Raw genomic sequence first — 18,746 nt, forward strand, 5'->3', positions numbered from 1 at the left:
ACGGGTCGGTGTTCGTTGCGGGTCTCCCGCCCCGTTCCCCGGGGCGCTACTGCTGGGTGTCCGGGCGAGGGGCGCGTTCCCGCTCCTCCACCGCGGAGCGCACCTCCGGGTCGTCGGTGTCGTCGACCCAGGGCTCGGTCTGGCGGTGCTCCTCCACGTGGTCGGGTTGGATGCCGGCCACCTCGCCGGCGACCTCGTGCTTCATCTGGTCGTCCAGTTCCGCGCTGTGCTTGGTGTTGCCTCGCTCGGCCATGTCGATCTCCTTGCAGGGATGGGACGGCGTACTTCGGTGGGACGGCCCGTCAGGCGTTCCCGTCCTCCTCGAGCAGACCCCGCTGGGCGCGGTCGGCTGCTTCGGAGGCGTCTTCCGGCAGCGGGTCGGTGGCCGGTGGGACCTGCCCGGGCGCGTAGTCGGTCAGCCCGGCGGCCACCCGCTCCTGTTCGGTGGCTGCGGCCAGTGCCTCGTCGTCGAGATGCTCGGGCATCCCGGCGTGGCCCTGGTGAATGGGGTCGGGCAGGGCGTCGCCCTCGGGCTCGATGACGTCGTCGAGGTCCGGGGCGTCGTCGTTGTGCGGGGTGGTCATGGAGAACCTCCTGTGCCGAGCCGTGCCTCCCACCCTAGTGACCTGACTCACGGAGCGGAACCACCCTGGGACCTGGGAGAGGAGCCTGTGGAGGTCCCGCACGTGCTCCTCCCGGGCTGCGTTGAGCAGTCGATCGTAGGCTGTTCGTGCGCATCGCCTGCGTGTTCCGAGGCCGCAGGCGCCGATGCGTTCCCCGACATGAGGACTGCTTGATGACTGACGTCGCTCCGGACCGACCGGCGATGCTGCACCCCGTACCAGCCCAGCGTTCGATCGTCGTGATTCCGAGGGTGCACGACGGCTCCGGCGCCCGGACCCGCTACGGGCTGGTGCAGGCCGAACTGGACCCGGGCGGGCAGATGCTGATCTTCCCGCAGGGCCCGGTGGTCGACCCCGACGAACTGCGCGCCGGGGCGGCGGTGCTGCTGGAGGAGGAGTTCGGGCAGGGCATGTCCGCGGCGGTGATCGCTCCGCTGGGGATCCTCTACGCCGATCCGCGCAAGGAGGAGCGGATCGACGTGCTGCTCGCAGTGGCGCGCCGGACCGATGCCGAGTACGGCGAGGCACTGGAGCCGGCCGGCATCCCCGGGGTGGAGTGGGCCGATGATCAGCAGCTGCTCCAGCACCTGTGCTCCGGGCGGATCACGGACACCACCACCGCCTCAGCCCTGGCACTGCTGCACGCCTGCGGTGAGTTCACCCGCTGACCGGCTCACCGACCCCGAGCCGCTCCGATGCGGCCAGGGCGCAGCCGGTCCGCCGCCGCAGCGGGTGCACGGACAGCGCCCCGATTCCCGTCCCGGCCCGCGGCGCGTTCGTCGTCCATCGGCCATGCCGGGGCCGCACGCGAAGGCAGCGGCCCGTCGGTCACCCGCTCCCGCAGCGGGACACCACCGTCCTCGACGGTTCTGCGGGTGCGTCCGTTCGACGGTGTCCCTCGTCCGCGGCATCCCGACCGGTGAGGCCTATAGTGTGCAATGGAAAACTTTGGATGACCGTGGAAGGGTCCCCGTGCGGAACAGTGTGTGCTCATCCCTGACAGCCGTCTGCGTCGTGGTGCTTCTGGCAGGGTGCGCCGTCGGGGACGCGGGGAAACCGGGGGAGACCGCCACGCCGTCCACCACCGCGTCCTCGGCCGGCAGGGCGGAGACCGGGTCGGGGTCTGTGGAGCACGGGCTGGCCGCGGTGTCCTTCGAGGACGCCCCGCGGGAACTCACCGCCCTGGAGCGGTCCCTGCTCGTCGAACCCGGACCGCACGCCGAGGACGGGACCGACGATGAGGTGCTGGCCGCCGCCCGCGAGCGTGATCCGCGCACCGCCGGGGAGTGGAGCGCGGCGATCCTCGCGCAGATCCACGGCGACTACGCCGAGGACGTCAAGACGGTGGTGCGCTTCGACCCGGGCACCGGGGAGCGCGGCGCGGAGCCCACCGACGCCGTGACCGGACCGGTGGGCGACCGGAGCGTGGGCACGAACCACTTCGCGCTCGTCCTGGACGCCAGTGACTCGATGGCCGGGGACTCCGGCGACGGCTCGCGGATGGACGCGGCGCGCACGGCGCTGACCGGGTTCGTCGAGGAGCTGCCGGAGGGCAGCACGGTGAGCCTGCGGCTCTACGGGAACGCGGGGGATACTTCTGCGCCGGGGAAGAAGGAGTCGTGCACGACCACCGAGGTCGCCTACTCAGGTGACGCCGACGCCGCGGAGCTCGCGGACGTCCTCGCCGGAGTGCGGCCCACCGGCTACACCCCACTGGCCCGGGCCATCGAGGAGGCCGCCGCCGACTTTCCCGACGACGCGACCGACGGCATCGTCTACGTGGTGACCGACGGCGTGGAGACCTGCGGCGGCGACCCCGTGGCGGCTGCCGAGCGGCTGAGCGGGTCCGGTGTCGAGCCGGTGATCAACGTCATCGGCTTCCAGGCCGGTGACACCGACCAGCGGGCACTGGCCGACATCGCCGCCGCCGGGGGCGGCGAGTATACCCGCGTCGGCTCCCGGGCGGAGCTCGAGACCTACTGGCGGGAGCAGAACACGGCGATGGCCCGGGCCTGGAACGAGTGGCGCAACACCGAGCTGCGGGAGATCAACGAGGCGGGCAACGCCAACAAGCGGCTCGCCAATGAGGTCGGCAACCGCATCAAGCGGACCGCCAACGAGGAGGCCAACCAAGGCAAGCGCGTGGCCAACCTGCTCGGCGCCGACGTGGACGAACAGGTGCGCCGCGACGTCTGGGACTTCTTCGACGAGCGGGGCGCGACGGTCTGGGACTGGGGCGACCGGACCCACCAGGCCAACTGGGGCGCCGCCGACGACCGGCACCAGCAGGACTGGCGGGCCGTCTACGACCGCGGTGAGGCCAAGTGGAGCGAGTACTACGAGCGCCTGCAGAAGGACTGACCCGCCGCGCGGACGGGTCCGGCCGGAGCCGGCCGCGACGGCGTGGGGCGAGAGCGCCGGAGGCGGCCCGGAGCGGCGACGGGCTCAGCTTGCGCCGAGGGCCGCACACGCGGCCTCGATGGACTCCGGGGACAGGACGTGGTCGATGGCCAGCACCGCCGCCCCCATGACGCCGGCGCGCTCGCCGGCGACCGAGGGCGCCACACTCAGGTGCTCCGTGGCCAGGGGCAGGGACCGCCGGTAGACGACCTCCCGGATGCCGGCCAGCAGGTGCTCCCCGGCCTGGGCGAGGCTGCCGCCGATCACGATCACGGACGGGTTGATGAGGTTCACGCAGGTGGCCAGGACGTCCCCGATGTCCCGCCCCGCCTGGCGGATCACCTGCACGGCCAGCGGGTCCCCGGAGCGGACGAGGTCGATCACGTCCTGGCTGGTGGACAGCGTGCCGGCGGTCTGCTCGTTGAGCGTCCGCACGAGGGCGGGAGCGCCGGCGAGCGCCTCGAGGCATCCGGTGTTGCCGCAGCGGCAGAGCAGCTCGTCGCCGCGCGGCACCCGGACGTGGCCGAGGTCCCCCGCTGTGCCCTGGGCGCCGCGCTGGAGCGCGCCGCCGGAGATGATCCCCGCGCCGATGCCCGTGGCCACCTTGACGAACATCAGCTCGGTGGTTGCGGGCCAGAAGAGGCTGCGCTCGCCCAGGGCCATGATGTTGACGTCGTTGTCCACCAGCACGGGCACGTCGTAGTGGACCTGCACGAGGGCGGGGACGTCGACGCGGTCCCACCCCGGCATGATGGGCGGGTTGATCGGCCGGCCCGTCTCGTGCTCCACGGGACCGGGCAGCCCGATGCCGATGGCGGCGAGGTCCGCGGCGGGGCGGTCCGCGCGCTCGAGCAGCGCGGCGACCGTGCGCACGAGCCAGCCCAGGAACGCCTCGGGGCCCTCGCCGATCGCGAGCGCCTGGCGCTCCTCGGCGAGCTCCCGGCCGGAGAGGTCCGCCAGGATGGCCCGGGCGTGCGTCGCCCCGACGTCCGCGCCGACCACCACCCGGGCGCCCGGGTTCAGGGCGAAGAGCGAGGGCGGACGCCCCCCGGTGGAGGCGGCCCCGCCGTAGGGTGCGACGAGTCCCAGGGTCATGAGCGTGTCCACGCGGGACGCCACGGTGGAGCGGGCCAGCCCGGTCAGCTGGGCGAGCTCCGCCCGGGTCCTCGGGCGGCCGTCGCGCAGCAGCTGGAAGACTTCGCTCGCCCCCGGGGCGGGCGAGTCCGAGGAGCGCGGCGACGGCGCCGACGGAGGACTCTGCAGCACTTTTTCAGTAGAGCACGCCCCCTTAGGGGGGTCAAGCACGTCACAAACGCACAGTGATGGAACAACTTTTGCAGGACTGTCGACAGAAGTCTGTGGTGCGTGTCACAGTGACCGCATGAACGAGCGCACGAGCTCCCCGGTGCTGGACGTCACCGGCCTGTCGAAGTCCTTCTTCGGGGTGCCGGTGCTCGAGGACGTGGACCTGCGGCTGCACGCCGGCGAGGTGCACGGGCTCGTCGGCGAGAACGGCGCCGGCAAGTCCACCCTGATGAAGGTGCTCGCCGGGGTGCACGAGCGGGACGCGGGCACCGTGCAGATCGGCGGCACCCCCGTCGAGTTCCACCACCCCACCCAGGCGCACGTGGCCGGGCTGTCGACGGTGTTCCAGGAGTTCAACCTGCTGCCCGACCGCACCGTGGCCGAGAACGTGTTCCTCGGCCGCGAGCCGCGCCGGGGCCTGCTCGTGGACCGGCGGGCCATGAACGCGAGGACGAGCGAGCTGCTCGAGGACCTGGGCATCACCAGCATCCAGCCGACCACGACCGTGAGCTCGCTGTCCGTGGCCCAGCAGCAGATCGTGGAGATCGCCAAGGCCATCAGCTACGACGCCCGCATCATCTCCATGGACGAGCCGACCGCGGCCCTCGCGGGCCCTGAGGTGGACCTGCTGTACGCGATCGTCCGCCGGCTCCGGGCGCGCGGCACCGCCATCCTGTACGTGTCCCACCGGCTGAAGGAGATCTTCGACCTGTGCGACACCATCACCGTCCTCAAGGACGGCCGCGTGGTGGGCACCGAGCCCGCCTCCGCCATGGACGACGCCGCCCTGGTGCGGATGATGGTGGGCCGCCCGATCTCCGCCTACTTCCCGGAGGCGGTGCCCGGCACCGGGGTGGGGCGGGAGCTCCTGAGGATCGACGGCGGCGGCAACGACCAGCTCGACGGCATCGACCTGACCCTGCGCGCCGGGGAGATCGTGGGGGTCGCCGGGCTCCAGGGCTCGGGGCGGACGGAGCTGGTGGAGGCCGTCTTCGGCGTCCACCCCTTCACCCGCGGGTCCATGGCGCTGGACGGCAGGCCGTACACGGCCACCTCGCCCCGGCAGGCCGTCCGGCAGGGCGTGGCCCTGATCACGGAGGACCGCAAGTCCCAGGGGCTGAGCCTCGACCAGTCCATCCTGGACAACGCCCTGGGCGTGATCCGCTCCGTCTTCCCGCGGCGGACCGCCGCGGCCCGCAAGGACGTCCCCGGGGTCCTCTCCTCGCTGGAGGTCGTGGCCCGGGACCTGGACCAGGAGGTCCAGTACCTCTCGGGCGGGAACCAGCAGAAGGTCGTCCTCGCCAAGTGGCTGGCCGTGGACCCGCGGGTCGTGCTGCTCGACGAGCCCACCCGAGGGATCGACGTGGGCGCCAAGATCGCCGTCTACAACCTCATGCGCATGCTCGCCGCGGAGGGCAGGGCCATCCTCATGGTCTCCAGCGAACTGCCGGAGGTCCTCGGCATGTCCAGCCGGATCGTGGTCCTGCGCGACGGCCGGATCGCCGGTGAGCTCCCGCCGGACAGCACCGAGGAGCAGGTGCTGCGGCTGGCCACCGGCGCCCGCACGGAAGGGGCGAGACCGTGAACGCGTTCTCGAGGCTCACGTCCACCCACATCGTCTACCTCGTGGTGCTGCTCACCGTCGTGGTCGGCACGGTGCTCGTGGGCGCCACCGGGCGCAGCTTCGTCAGCGCCGGCAACATCTCTGCGATCCTCACCGGGACCAGCGTCCTCGGCTTCATCGCGATCGGCCAGACGCTCGTGATCCTGGTGGGGAGCCTCGACCTGTCCGTGCCGTACGTCATCAGCCTCGCGAGCCTGCTCTCGGCCGGCCTCATGGCGAACCAGCCCGGGAACGTCCTGCCCGGCGTGGCGCTGGCCCTGGTCGTCTCCGCGGGCATCGGCCTGGTCAACGGCCTGGTGGTGTCCGGGCTGAAGGTCCACGGGTTCATCGCCACGCTGGGCACCGGGCTCGTCGTCAGCGGCTACCTCGCCACCAACTACAAGGGCAGCTCGGGGCAGACCCCGGTGGCCTTCCGCCTCATCGGGGCCACGGGCATCGGCCCGGTCCCCATCTCCACGCTGATCATGCTGGCCTGCGCGGGCGCGGTGCTGCTCATGCTGACCCGCAGTCGCCTGGGCCACCACATGTACGCGGTCGGCGGGGACATCCGGGTGGCCCGGATGTCCGGGATCCGGACCGGCACCCCGATCGTGGCCGCCCACGTCATCTGCTCCGTCATGGCCGGTCTCGCGGGGCTGCTGCTCGCGGCGCGGCTCGGGGTGGGCAGCCCCACGATCGGGTCCCAGGGCGGGTACGACCTGCTCTCCATCGCCGCCGTGGTCCTGGGCGGGACGCTCCTGGCGGGCGGCAAGGGATCGCTGGTGGGGACGCTGGGCGGGGTCCTCATCTTCGCGATGATCGACAACATCATGAGCGTGATGCAGATCAACCCGTTCCTGAAGGACGTGGTCCGCGGCATCGTCATCGTCGTAGCCGTGGCCGTCTACGCCCGGCGCCGGGTGGTCAGCCGGCCCGCGCGCTTCGACGACCGGAGCGGGCGGACCGCGCAGGAGGTCACGGCATGAGCGCCACCGTCACGGACCGGACCGCGGTCCTGCAGCAGAACCGGTCACCGTGGCACGAGCGCGTGCTGCGCGGGCTGCGGACGCCCGGCGGGGCCGTCTTCGTGCTCCTCCTGGTGCTGCTGGTCGCGGCCGTCGCCGTCAACCCGTCCTTCGGCGAACCGGGCTCGCTGATCCGGTTCGTCGGCCGCACGGCGCCGATCGCCATCGCGGCCATCGGGCAGTACTTCGTGATCGTCTCCGGGGAGTTCGACCTGTCCATGGGTTCGGTGGTCACCGCCCAGGTGTTCGTGGCCGGCAACCTCATCGGCCAGGACGACAGCCGGACGGTGCCCGTCCTGGTCCTGATGCTCGTCCTCGGCGCGCTCGTGGGCCTGGTCAACGGACTGGTCACCACGCTCCTGAAGGTGCCGAGCTTCATCGTCACCCTCGGCACCATGCTCGCCCTGCTCGGGCTGGTGCTCTACTGGACGGGCGGCGCCGCGACGGGGAACCCCGCGGACAGCTTCCGGCAGATCGGCCGCGGCGGCATCCAGGACGTCCCGGTCCTGGGGATCCTGCCCTACCCGGTGGTCCTGGTGACGGTCGTCGCGCTCGCCGCCCTCTGGCTCATGCGCCGGCCCTACGGCCGCACGCTCGTCGCCGTGGGCGACAACCCCCGGGCCGCCGCGCTGACCGGGGCCCGGGTCTGGTGGGTGCGCACCCGGGCGTTCATGCTCTCCTCCCTGGCCGCCACCGTGGCGGGGATCATCCTCGTCGGCTACGCCGGCGTGCACCCGTCCGTGGGGCGCGGCTACGAGTTCACGGCCATCACCGCCGTGGTCCTCGGCGGGGTCGTGCTGGGCGGCGGGCGCGGCTGGGTGCTCTCCGCGGCCGCCGGCGCCTTCGCCCTCGAGACCCTCTTCGCGCTCCTGAACTTCCTGGGGGTCCAGTCGACCTGGCGGGACACCGTCCAGGGCGCGATCATCATCCTCGCCGTCGCCGCCGGCACCCAGACCTGGAAGCGCCGCCGGCGCGGCCGGACCGCGGCGGCGCAGGAGCCGAGACGTGCCATCGCAGCACCGCCCACCCCGGGCACCGACGAGGAAGGAACATGATGCGCCGAAGCATCCAGTCAAGGATCACCGTGGTGGCAGCGGCAGCGCTGCTGGGACTGACCGCCTGCACCACCGACCAGTCGATGGAGGAGCCGCCGCCCGCCGAGACGGGGGGCGCGGAGGCCGCCGCCACGCCGGCCCCGGAGGGCGGTGACGAGTGGTTCGACCAGGCGGAGTACGACCGGCAGCTCGACCAGCGCTCCGCCTCCTTCGAGGGGGACCCGGAGCAGCCCTGGACGCAGTACATCGACGGGGAGACGACCGCCACCGGGGAGTTCGCCGCCGACGGCCCGCAGAAGGTGTGCTTCTCCAACGCCTCCATCTCCAACCCCTGGCGCCAGACCGGGTGGATCACCATGAACGAGCAGCTGAAGGTGCTCCAGGACTCCGGGGTGATCTCCGAGATGGAGACCCGCGACGCCCAGGACGACGACAACACGCAGATCGCCGACATCGACTACTTCATCGCCGAGGGCGAGTGCGACGGGTTCATCATCTCGCCGAACTCGACCGCCGCCCTGACGCCCGCCGTGGAGCGCGCGTGCGAGACCGGCAAACCGGTGGTGGTCTTCGACCGCGGGGTGGAGACCGACTGCGCGACGACGTTCATCCACCCCATCGGCGGCTTCGCCTGGGGCATCGACTCGGCGAACTTCCTGGTGGACAACCTGCAGGAGGGCGACAAGGTGGTGGCCCTGCGCATCCTCCCGGGCGTCGACGTCCTGGAGCAGCGCTGGGCCGCGGCCGAGCGGATCTTCGAGGAGAACGGGATCGAGGCGACCGACTACTTCACCGGCGCCGACCCCACCGAGATCAAGAAGATCATCTCCGACGAGCTCGCCACCGGGGACGTGCAGGGCGTGTGGATGGACGCCGGCGACGGCGCCGTCGCCGCCATCGAGGCGTTCGAGGACGCCGGCGCGGACTACCCGGTGATGACCGGCGAGGACGAGATGAGCTACCTGCGCAAGTGGGAGGACACCGGCCTGACCGGCCTCGCCCCGGTGTACTCGAACTTCCAGTGGCGCACCCCGCTGCTGGCGCTCGAGCAGATCTTCGCCGGCGAGGACGTCCCCGCCGAGTGGGTCCTGCCGCAGGAGCCGATCACCGAGGAGCAGCGGGCGGACTTCCTCGCCGACAACGAGGGGATGCCCGACGGCCACTACGCCAAGTTCGGCGGCGAGGACCTGCCCGGCTACCCCGACGTCTGGCGGGACCGCGTCATCCCCTGACCCGCCCGACCGCGCCCTGCCCCGCCACCGGCCCGGCCCCGGGAGACCCCGGCGGCGGGCGGGGCGCCATCCAGCCCACCGCACCGAGAGGAGGCAGACCCGTGCAGCGCCCGATCGCCGTCAACACCTGGGTGTGGGAGTCCCCCCTCACCGACGCGAACCTGCCCCCGCTCCTGGCGAGGATCGCGGACATGGGCTTCGACGCCGTCGAGCTCCCGCTGGAGAACGTCGGCGACCTCTCGGCCGGGGCGGTGCGGGACGCCCTCGGCGGGCTCAGCCCGCTGCTCGTCGGCGCCATGGCGCCCGGGCGCGAGCTCGTCCTGGCGGACGACGCCGTGATCACCCGCACCCAGCACTATCTCAGCGCCTGCATCCGGCTGGCCCACGACATCGGCGCCCCGGCCGTGTGCGGGCCCTTCTACGCCCGCACGGGCCGGGTGTGGCGGATGGACGCGGCGGAGCGCGCGGACGCCTACGCGCAGCTGCGGCGCCGTCTCGCCCCGCTGGCCGCCGAGGCCGAGGCCGCCGGGGTGGTCCTCGGCATCGAACCGCTCAACCGCTACGAGACGTCCCTGCTCAACACCACCGCCCAGGCGCTCGAGGCCCTCGGGCCGCTGCTGGGCCACGGCGTGGGACTGGCCCTGGACACCTACCACCTGAACATCGAGGAGCGCTCCTCCGCCGACGCCGTCCGGGCGGCCGGCCGGCACCTCGTCCACGTCCAGGTCTGCGGCAACGACCGGGGAGCCCCCGGCGGGGACCAGACGGACTGGACGGGCATCTTCGACGCCCTGGACGCCGTCGGCTACACCGGCGCCCTCAGCATCGAGAGCTTCACCGCCCGCAACGCCAGCATCGCCACCGCCGCCTCGATCTGGCGGCCCCTGGCCGAGAGCCAGGACCAGCTCGCCGAGGACGGACTGGCGTTCCTGCGCTCGTGCGCCGCCCGGTCCCCAGGAGGACACCCATGACCACCACCGTGCCCGACCCCGCCGTTCCCCCCGCCCACGGGAGCGCCGCCCTGGGCGTCGCCGTGCTCGGCCACTCCTTCATGGGCAAGGCCCACTCCAACGCCTGGCGCAACGTCAACGCCTTCTACCCCACGCCCCGCGTGGCGCAGAAGGTGCTGGTGGGCCGGGACGCCGGGCACGTGGCCGAGGCCGCCCGGCGGTACGGCTGGGAGGAGAGCGGCACCGACTGGCGGTCGGTGCTGGAACGGGACGACGTCCACGTCGTCGACATCTGCACGCCCGGCCACCTGCACGCCGACATGGCCGTGGCCGCCCTCGAGGCCGGCAAGCACGTGCTCGTGGAGAAGCCGCTGGCCAACACGGTGGCCGAGGCCGAGCGGATGGCGACCGCCGCGGCGGCCGCCCGGACCCGCGGCGTCCACTCCATGGTGGGCTTCAACTACCGCCGGGTGCCGGCCCTGGCGCTGGCCCGGCAGCTGATCGCGGACGGCCGCGTGGGCCGGGTCCGCCAGGTCCGGGTCAGCTACCTGCAGGACTGGCTCGCCGACGAGCACGCGCCCATGACCTGGCGCCTGCGCCGGGAGACCGCCGGGTCCGGGGCGCTGGGCGACCTCGCCTCCCACGCCGTCGACCAGGTGCGCTTCCTCCTGGACTCGCCGGTCACGTCCGTCTCCGGGACGCTCACCACGTTCGTCCCCACCCGGACGGGGGAGGACGGCCCCGAGCCGGTGACCGTCGACGACGCCGCCTGGGCCACCCTGCGCACCGCCTCCGGGGCGGTGGTCGGCCTGGAGGTCTCCCGCTGCGCCACCGGCCGCAAGAACGCCCTCGGGATCGAGGTCTACGGATCGCTGGGCGGGCTGCGCTTCGACCTCGAGCGGCTCAACGAGCTGCACCTGTTCGACGCCACCGCGCCGCCGGACACCCAGGGCAGCAGCCGGATCCTCGTCACCGAGGCCACCCACCCCTACGTGGGGGCGTGGTGGCCGGCCGGGCACGTCCTGGGCTGGGACCACACGTTCACCAGCCAGGCCGCCGAGCTCCTGCGGTCCATCGACACGGGGACCCCGGCCGCCCCCGGGTTCGAGGACGGCCTGGAGGTCCAGCGGGTGCTCGCCGCCGTGACGGACAGCGCGGCGCGCTCCGGCGCCACCGTCCACCTCTGACCCCGGACGAGCGGAGCACCGCTCTCCCCGACCCGAAGGACCGACGATGGGACACCACCCCTACACGCTGTTCACCGGCCAGTGGGCCGACCTCCCGCTCGAGGAGGTCGCCGAGCTGGCGGCCGGCTGGGGCTACGACGGCCTGGAGATCGCCGTCTCCGGCGAGCACCTCGACGCCTGGCGGTGGGACGACGACGCCTACGTCCAGGACCGGCTCGACATCCTCGAGCGCCACGGCCTCGGGGTCTGGGCCATCTCCAACCACCTCAAGGGCCAGGCGGTCTGCGACGACCCGATCGACTTCCGGCACGAGTCCATCGTGGGACCCCGGGTCTGGGGCGACGGCACGCCCGAGGGAGTGCGCACCCGCGCCGCCGAGGAGCTGCAGCACACCGCACGGCTCGCGCGGAGACTGGGCGTGGACACCGTGGTCGGCTTCACCGGGTCCTCCGTCTGGCAGTACGTGGCGATGTTCCCGCCCGTCTCCCAGGACGTGATCGACGCCGGGTACCAGGACTTCGCGGACCGGTGGAACCCCATCCTGGACGTCTTCGACGAGTGCGGGGTGCGCTTCGCCCACGAGGTCCACCCCTCCGAGATCGCCTACGACTACTGGTCCACGCACCGGGCGCTGGAGGCCATCGGCCACCGCCCGGCCTTCGGGCTGAACTGGGACCCCAGCCACTTCCTGTGGCAGCAGATCGACCCGGTGGCGTTCATCTCCGACTTCGCGGACCGGATCTACCACGTGGACTGCAAGGACACGAAGATGCGGACCGGCGGTGGGCGCAACGGCGTCCTGTCCTCGCACCTGCCCTGGGGCGACCCCCGCCGCGGCTGGGACTTCGTCTCGACCGGACGGGGGGACGTGCCGTGGGAGGACAGCTTCCGGGCCCTCACCGCCATCGGCTACGACGGACCGATCTCCGTGGAGTGGGAGGACGCCGGCATGGACCGCCTCCGGGGCGCCCCCGAGGCCCTGGCCTTCCTGAAGCGCTTCGACTTCGCCCCCTCCGGCGCCTCGTTCGACGCCGCCTTCCGGCAGTAGCCGGCCCGGGGCGGCACCCCGGCGGGCCCCGGTCCGGGGCGTACCCCGGTGTCAGCTGAACGGCGTCGTGGACACCGGCGGTCCGCAGGCGCACGATGGAGACCCACACCGCAGGAGGAACCATGGGCGAGGTCGGCCGGCAGGCCACGAGGGCGGCCGACGCCGCGGACGACGCGACGGACTCCCGCGGGTTCGTCCTCGCGGCCCGCGCCGGGTACGTGGCGGCGGGTCTGCTGCACGTCATGATCGGGGTCATCGCGCTGCGCGTGGCCACCGGCGGCTCGGGCTCGGCGGACCAGTCGGGGGCGGTCGCCGCGCTCGCCGGCAGCCCGGGCGGCACCGTCCTGCTGTGGGCGTGCTTCCTCGGCTGCGCGGCGCTCGCCGTCTTCCTGTTCAGCGAGATCTTCTTCGGCGCGACGCAGCGCTCGGACCGGGACCGGCTCAAGCACCGCGTCAAGATGGGCGGCCAGGCGGTCGTCTACGGCGCCATCGGCGCCGTGTTCGGGACCTACGCCCTCGGCGGCACGAGCGACAGCAGCGGGTCCACCCAGTCGCTCAGCGCCCGGCTCATGGCGCACCCGGCCGGCACGGTCCTGCTGATCGTCGTGGGGCTGGGCCTCGTCGTCGCCGGCGCCTTCTTCGTCCACCGGGGCGTGACGAGGTCCTTCCGGGAGAACCTGAAGCGCCTGCCGCCGGGCACGGCCGGCAGGGCGGTCATGTGGCTGGGCACGGCCGGCTACGCGGCCAAGGGCGTGGCCCTGGCCGTGCTCGGGGTGCTCGTCGTCGTCGCCACGGTGCGCAGCGACCCGGAGCAGTCCTCGGGGCTGGACGGTGCGCTCAAGGCGCTCCAGGAGCAGCCCTTCGGGGCGTGGATCCTCGGGGCCGTGGCCCTGGGCCTCATCTGCTACGGGGCCTTCATGGTGGTCCGGGCCAGGTACCAGCGGATGTGACCGCGCCCTCCCGGCGGGCCCTCCTGGCGCGCCGCCCGGGCGTCCGGAGCTGCCGACCGACCGGCCTTCGCGGGGCGCGGCACGAGGAATAGAATGGTCCCATCCGCACCGCGGTCACCTGGGGGACGTCATGTCTGAAGAGCAGCACACCGTCAACGAGGACGCGCCGTCGTCGGGCTACCGCCTCCTGGACCGGTTGAACCAGATCGCGCTCAAGATCTACGGCGCGGCCGATCGCGTGGCGCCGGAGACCCACGGCGCCGGGGAGAGCGAACGGGCCCACGCCTGGTACGAGGAGTGCCAGAAGCACTTCGTGATCGAGCGGGACGAGCACGGCAACGAGTACCTCTACCACCGCGACGACTCCCGCGGCGGTCCCCGGGCCGGGACGTCCCGCAACTGACGACTCCCGCCCGCGGCCCCGCGCGTCAGCGCATCATGCGCAGCGCGTCCACGAGCCCCGTGGTGCGCCGGCCGAGCAGCCGCGACAGGTCCCCGGTGACGAGGTCCAGGGCGCCGTCCTCGATGTTGGCGTCCAGTGCGACCAGGAACCGCGCGGTGCTCTCGTCCACGCCGGTCCGCTCCAGCTCCGCCAGGTGCTGCTCGGGCGTGAGTCGCCGGTAGGTCACCTCCCGGTCCAGGACCTCGGTCAGCGCGGCGGCCAGCTCGTCGAAGCTCCACGCCACGTCCCCCGAGAGCTCGTAGGTCTGCCCCGCGTGGCCGTCCTGGGCGAGGACCGAGGCGATCGCCTCCGCGTAGTCCCCGCGGGTGGCGCTGGCCACCCGGCCGTCCCCGGCACTGGCCAGGACCACGCCGGTGGTCTCCGCGTGCCGCAGGGCCGGCTCGAAGTTCTCGGTGTACCAGCCGTTGCGCAGGATCGTGAACGGGAGCCCGGACGCGGCGATCGCCTCCTCCGTGGCCAGGTGCTCGTCGGCGAGCAGCAGCTTCCCGCGGTCGGCGCCGAGGGCGCTGGTGTAGACGAGGCGGGAGACCCCGGCCCGGACGGCGGCGTCGACCGCGTTCCGGTGCTGGGGAACGCGGATCCCCACCTCGCTGCTGGAGATCAGCAGGACCGTGTCCGCCCCCGCGAACGCCTCGTCGAGGGTCGCGGGCTCGGTGTAGTCGGCCCGGACGGTGGCCAGGCCCAGCTCCCGGAGGGCGCCGAGCTTCTCCTCGTCGCGGCCGGCGGCCACGAGGTCCGGCAGCTGCACGTCCAGGCGCAGCAGGGAGCTGATGACGTGACGGCCCAGCCGGCCGGTCGCGCCGGTGATGACGATGGACACGGTGTTCCTCCCGGTGGTGGCCCGGCCGCTGCCGGCGGGGCCCGCCGGCACCCGCCCGGCGCGGCGGTGTGTCCTGTGCAACGGGCGGCGCCCGCGGCGTATTTCCGGCGTGCGGCCCCGGCGGCCGCGGGGCCGATCGCCTCCGGAGGAACCCGGCCTCCGTGTCCGGGGCGGCGCGTAGCCTGGTGCCATGAGCCTCGCCCAGAAGATCAACCGTGTCGTCGCCCCCTTCGAGGTCATCTCCGACTACGTGCCCGCCGGCGACCAGCCCCGGGCCATCGAGGAGCTCGCCGCGAGGATCGAGGCGGGGGAGAAGGACGTCGTGCTGCTCGGAGCCACCGGCACCGGCAAGTCCGCGACCGCCGCGTGGCTCATCGAGCGCGTCCAGCGGCCCACCCTCGTCATGGTGCAGAACAAGACGCTCGCCGCGCAGCTCGCCAACGAGCTGCGGGAGCTGCTGCCCAACAACGCCGTCGAGTACTTCGTGTCCTACTACGACTACTACCAGCCCGAGGCCTACGTGCCGCAGACGGACACCTTCATCGAGAAGGACTCCTCCATCAACGAGGAGGTCGAGCGGCTGCGGCACTCCGCGACCAACGCGCTGCTGACCCGCCGGGACGTCGTCGTGGTCGCCACCGTGTCCTGCATCTACGGTCTGGGCACCCCCGAGGAGTACGTGGCGCAGATGGTCACGCTGCGCCGGGGGGAGGAGATGGACCGCGACGAGCTGCTGCGCCGGTTCGTGAACATGCAGTACGCGCGCAACGACGTCGACTTCCACCGCGGCACGTTCCGCGTGCGCGGGGACACCGTGGAGATCATCCCGATGTACGAGGAGCACGCGGTCCGGGTGGAGTTCTTCGGCGACGAGATCGAGTCGATCTACACCCTGCACCCGCTCACCGGGGAGATCATCCGGGAGGAGACGGAGATGTACGTCTTCCCCGCCTCCCACTACGTGGCCGGCGCGGACCGGATGGCCACGGCCGTGAAGTCCATCGAGGACGAGCTCGCCGCGCGGCTGAAGGAGCTGGAGTCCCAGAACAAGCTCGTCGAGGCCCAGCGGCTGCGGATGCGCACCACGTACGACCTCGAGATGATGGAGCAGATGGGCTACTGCAACGGCATCGAGAACTACTCGTTGCACATCGACGGCCGCCCCCGCGGCTCCGCCCCGCACTGCCTCATCGACTACTTCCCGGACGACTTCCTGCTGGTGGTCGACGAGTCCCACGTGACGATCCCGCAGATCGGCGGCATGTACGAGGGCGACATGTCCCGCAAGCGCACCCTCGTGGAGCACGGCTTCCGGCTGCCCTCGGCGATGGACAACCGCCCGCTGAAGTGGGACGAGTTCCTGGGGCGCATCGGCCAGACCGTCTACCTCTCGGCCACGCCGGGCAAGTACGAGCTGTCCCAGGCGGACGGCTACGTGGAGCAGATCATCCGGCCCACCGGGCTGATCGACCCCGAGGTGGTCGTCAAGCCGACCAAGGGGCAGATCGACGACCTCCTCGACGAGATCAACGCGCGGGTCGAGCGGGACGAGCGCGTGCTCGTCACGACCCTCACCAAGCGCATGGCCGAGGACCTCACCGAGTACCTCATGGAGCACGGGGTCAAGGTCCAGTACCTGCACTCGGACGTGGACACCCTCCGCCGCGTGGAGCTGCTGCGCGAGCTGCGGATGGGCACGTTCGACGTCCTCGTGGGCATCAACCTGCTGCGCGAGGGCCTGGACCTGCCCGAGGTCTCCCTGGTGGCGATCCTCGACGCCGACAAGGAGGGCTTCCTGCGCTCCACGACGTCCCTCATCCAGACGATCGGCCGTGCCGCCCGCAACGTCTCCGGCCAGGTGCACATGTACGCGGACCGGATCACCGACTCGATGGCCACGGCCATCGAGGAGACGAACCGGCGCCGGGAGATCCAGGTCGCCTACAACACGGAACACGGGATCGACCCGCAGCCGCTGCGGAAGAAGATCGCGGACATCACCGACCAGCTCCAGCGCGAGGAGGAGGACACCCGGGAGCTGCTCGCCCGCCGTGCCGCCGCCGGCAAGAAGACCGCGCCGACCGGGGCGAAGGGCGGGCGGGACGCCGTGGCGGCCGCGGAGGACAAGCTGCGCCGGGACGGGTTCGCGGCCGCGCCGGCGGAGGACCTCACGGACCTCATCGCGCAGATGACGGAGCAGATGCAGGCCGCGGCCGCCGAGCTGCAGTTCGAGCTCGCCGGGCGGATCCGCGACGAGCTCGCGGACCTCAAGAAGGAGCTGCGGCAGATGCAGCAGGCAGGGCACGCCTGAGCCCGCTCCGGCCGGGACCGGGACCCGGGGCCGCGTCCGTTCCCGGCGTTCTCCCAGGTTCGGGTAGAGTGCTCTCCGCGTAGGGGAGTATCCCTCAGCGCTGCGGTCGTAAGCACGCCGGGCAACGGAGCCGGGCCGGTCGCAGCGACCGCACCTCGGCACCCGGGCCTCCAGCCCGCCGGGGACGGTGGAGAGACTTGCGGCTCATCGTGATGCCCCGGTCCGCCCCGTTCCCCGGACGACGCCGGCCCGCGGGCTCACCCATCTCCAAGCGAAAGAACTCGCGTGCACACACAGCTACCCGCGTGGTTCGAGATCGGCTCCTTCGTCGTTCTCGGCTGCATCCTGCTCTTCGACCTGATCATGGTCGCCAAGCGCCCCCACGAGCCCTCCATGAAGGAGGCCGGCATCTGGGTGGGCGTCTACGTGGCCCTCGCCCTCGTCTTCGGCGCCCTGATGTTCGCCTTCGCGGGCGCCGAGCAGGGCACACAGTTCGTGGCGGGCTGGATCACGGAGTACAGCCTCAGCATCGACAACCTGTTCGTGTTCATCGTGATCATGACCCGGTTCGCGGTGCCGCGGAAGTACCAGCAGGAGGTGCTGATGGTGGGCATCATCATCGCGCTGGTCCTGCGCGGGATCTTCATCCTGCTGGGCGCCACGATCATCGCGAACTTCTCCTGGGTCTTCTACCTCTTCGGCGTCTTCCTGCTCTGGACGGCGTACCACCAGGCCAAGGACGACGGCGAGGACGAGTCGGAGGAGAACGGCCTCATCCGCAGGCTGCGCACCGTGGTCCCCATGACGGACCGGTACGACGGCAACAAGCTGCGCACCACCGTGGACGGCAAGAAGCTCTTCAACCCGATGCTCGTCGTCTTCGTGACCATCGGCGTGACCGACCTGATGTTCGCCTTCGACTCCATCCCGGCGATCTTCGGGCTGACCCAGAGCCCGTTCATCGTCTTCACGGCCAACATCTTCGCCCTCATGGGCCTGCGCCAGCTCTACTTCCTGCTCGGCGGGCTCATGGAGCGGCTCATCTACCTCAAGCACGGACTGTCGCTGATCCTGGCGTTCATCGGCGTCAAGCTCATCCTGCACGCCATGCACGAGAACGAGGTGCCCTTCATCAACGGCGGCGAGCACATCGGGTGGGCCCCCGAGATCCCCACCTTCGTGTCCCTGGGCGTGATCGTGGCCATCATCGTGGTCGCCACGGTCGCGTCGATGGTCAGCCCGAAGGGCCGGTCCGCCCACGCCGTCGCCGAGCTGCACCGGGCCATCGAGGTCTACCGGGGCATCCCGGAGGGCACCCCCACCCGGGAGATCCGCATCGTGCAGGCCGAGCTCGTGCAGAAGCACCGTGCGGCCCGCGGCGCCGCGGAGCGCTCCGCCGTGGAGCTGCCCGACCTCCACGAGCGCACGGGCAAGACCGCGGAGGAGCACCACAGCGAGAGCCGGCCCCCGGAGCACGCGGAGCACCGGGAGGCCCGGCACTGAGCACCCCCGCGGGCTGAGCGCCCGGGGCCGTCGTCGACGGCCCGCGAGACCAGGGGCCCGGTCCGCCGCACGGCGGACCGGGCCCCTGCCTGTGCCGGCCGGGCCGTCCGTATAGACTGGGCCGAGCCTAGGGGAGTATCCCTCAGCGCTGTGGACGTCAGCACGTCGGGTGCCACAACCCGGCCGGACGCAGCGGTCGAGCCCAGCACCGGACCGGAACGGTCCCGCGGGAGCGGCGGAGAGACTTACGGCTGTCCCGTTCTCGACCCCG

Annotated in this window: 16 protein-coding genes and 1 pseudogene; 13 read left to right on the top strand and 4 right to left on the bottom strand. The window is 72.2% G+C overall.

From position 1 onward, the window contains the following. Window positions 1–46: 46 nt before the first annotated feature. Window positions 47–253 carry a hypothetical protein gene (locus E7Z53_RS10100; protein ID WP_035923991.1) on the bottom strand — a complete coding sequence of 69 codons (207 nt, stop codon included), beginning with the start codon at window positions 251–253 and terminating at the stop codon, window positions 47–49. Window positions 254–302: 49 nt separating this feature from the next. After that, window positions 303–584: a hypothetical protein gene (locus E7Z53_RS10105; RefSeq protein ID WP_017832839.1), complete on the bottom strand. Its 282-nt coding sequence runs from the start codon at window positions 582–584 to the stop codon at window positions 303–305. Between the two features lie 212 nt (window positions 585–796). On the opposite strand from E7Z53_RS10105, the gene E7Z53_RS10110 reads away from it, so the two are divergent. Next, window positions 797–1,291, top strand: coding sequence for a hypothetical protein (locus E7Z53_RS10110; protein ID WP_141246804.1), 495 nt, complete (start codon window positions 797–799; stop codon window positions 1,289–1,291). A 346-nt stretch (window positions 1,292–1,637) separates the two neighbouring features. Continuing rightward, window positions 1,638–2,984, top strand: a complete 1,347-nt coding sequence (locus E7Z53_RS10115; RefSeq protein WP_176337693.1) for a vWA domain-containing protein — start codon at window positions 1,638–1,640, stop codon at window positions 2,982–2,984. Between the two features lie 84 nt (window positions 2,985–3,068). On the opposite strand, the gene E7Z53_RS10120 is transcribed toward E7Z53_RS10115, so the two are convergent. Beyond that, window positions 3,069–4,289, bottom strand: coding sequence for an ROK family transcriptional regulator (locus E7Z53_RS10120; protein WP_176337694.1), 1,221 nt, complete (start codon window positions 4,287–4,289; stop codon window positions 3,069–3,071). Between the two features lie 115 nt (window positions 4,290–4,404). Here E7Z53_RS10120 and E7Z53_RS10125 point away from each other — a divergent pair, with 115 nt between their 5' ends. The 9 genes from E7Z53_RS10125 (at window position 4,405) to E7Z53_RS10165 (ending at window position 13,781) form a co-directional block, all read left to right on the top strand. After that, window positions 4,405–5,913: a sugar ABC transporter ATP-binding protein gene (locus E7Z53_RS10125; RefSeq protein WP_176337695.1), complete on the top strand. Its 1,509-nt coding sequence runs from the start codon at window positions 4,405–4,407 to the stop codon at window positions 5,911–5,913. Then, a complete protein-coding gene (locus tag E7Z53_RS10130; protein ID WP_017832834.1) occupies window positions 5,910–6,917 on the top strand; it encodes an ABC transporter permease in 1,008 nt (335 codons plus the stop codon). Before E7Z53_RS10125 ends, E7Z53_RS10130 begins: the two co-directional genes overlap by 4 nt. Further along, window positions 6,914–8,011, top strand: a complete 1,098-nt coding sequence (locus tag E7Z53_RS10135; RefSeq protein ID WP_017832833.1) for an ABC transporter permease — start codon at window positions 6,914–6,916, stop codon at window positions 8,009–8,011. The genes E7Z53_RS10130 and E7Z53_RS10135 overlap by 4 nt, the downstream gene beginning before the upstream one ends. Further along, window positions 8,011–9,243 (top strand): substrate-binding domain-containing protein, encoded by a 1,233-nt coding sequence (locus tag E7Z53_RS10140; protein ID WP_035924109.1) that lies wholly within the window; start codon window positions 8,011–8,013, stop codon window positions 9,241–9,243. The genes E7Z53_RS10135 and E7Z53_RS10140 overlap by 1 nt, the downstream gene beginning before the upstream one ends. A 101-nt stretch (window positions 9,244–9,344) precedes the next feature. After that, window positions 9,345–10,214: a sugar phosphate isomerase/epimerase family protein gene (locus E7Z53_RS10145; protein ID WP_017832831.1), complete on the top strand. Its 870-nt coding sequence runs from the start codon at window positions 9,345–9,347 to the stop codon at window positions 10,212–10,214. Continuing rightward, on the top strand, window positions 10,211–11,380 hold the full coding sequence (locus E7Z53_RS10150) for a Gfo/Idh/MocA family protein (RefSeq protein WP_035923988.1): 1,170 nt from the start codon (window positions 10,211–10,213) through the stop codon (window positions 11,378–11,380). Before E7Z53_RS10145 ends, E7Z53_RS10150 begins: the two co-directional genes overlap by 4 nt. Before the next feature lie 46 nt (window positions 11,381–11,426). Then, window positions 11,427–12,428, top strand: coding sequence for a sugar phosphate isomerase/epimerase family protein (locus E7Z53_RS10155; protein WP_035923987.1), 1,002 nt, complete (start codon window positions 11,427–11,429; stop codon window positions 12,426–12,428). A 122-nt stretch (window positions 12,429–12,550) separates the two neighbouring features. Further along, complete coding sequence (locus E7Z53_RS10160) at window positions 12,551–13,378, top strand: DUF1206 domain-containing protein (RefSeq protein WP_035923986.1); 828 nt, start codon at window positions 12,551–12,553, stop codon at window positions 13,376–13,378. Window positions 13,379–13,508: 130 nt separating this feature from the next. Then, window positions 13,509–13,781, top strand: coding sequence for a hypothetical protein (locus E7Z53_RS10165; RefSeq protein ID WP_017832827.1), 273 nt, complete (start codon window positions 13,509–13,511; stop codon window positions 13,779–13,781). A gap of 25 nt (window positions 13,782–13,806) precedes the next feature. Here the strand turns inward: E7Z53_RS10165 and E7Z53_RS10170 are convergent, their stop codons facing one another. Further along, a complete protein-coding gene (locus E7Z53_RS10170) occupies window positions 13,807–14,661 on the bottom strand; it encodes an SDR family oxidoreductase (RefSeq protein WP_109243966.1) in 855 nt (284 codons plus the stop codon). A gap of 190 nt (window positions 14,662–14,851) precedes the next feature. Between E7Z53_RS10170 and uvrB the strand changes: the two genes are divergently transcribed. Further along, window positions 14,852–16,972, top strand: a complete 2,121-nt coding sequence (gene uvrB / locus E7Z53_RS10175; protein ID WP_035923984.1) for an excinuclease ABC subunit UvrB — start codon at window positions 14,852–14,854, stop codon at window positions 16,970–16,972. A gap of 285 nt (window positions 16,973–17,257) precedes the next feature. Beyond that, window positions 17,258–18,247, top strand: a pseudogene (locus E7Z53_RS10180) (TerC family protein); the annotation flags it as partial. Window positions 18,248–18,746 lie beyond the last annotated feature (499 nt).

This window comes from Kocuria salina (genome assembly GCF_013368965.1).
GTDB classification, from domain to species: Bacteria; Actinomycetota; Actinomycetes; order Actinomycetales; family Micrococcaceae; genus Kocuria; species Kocuria rosea.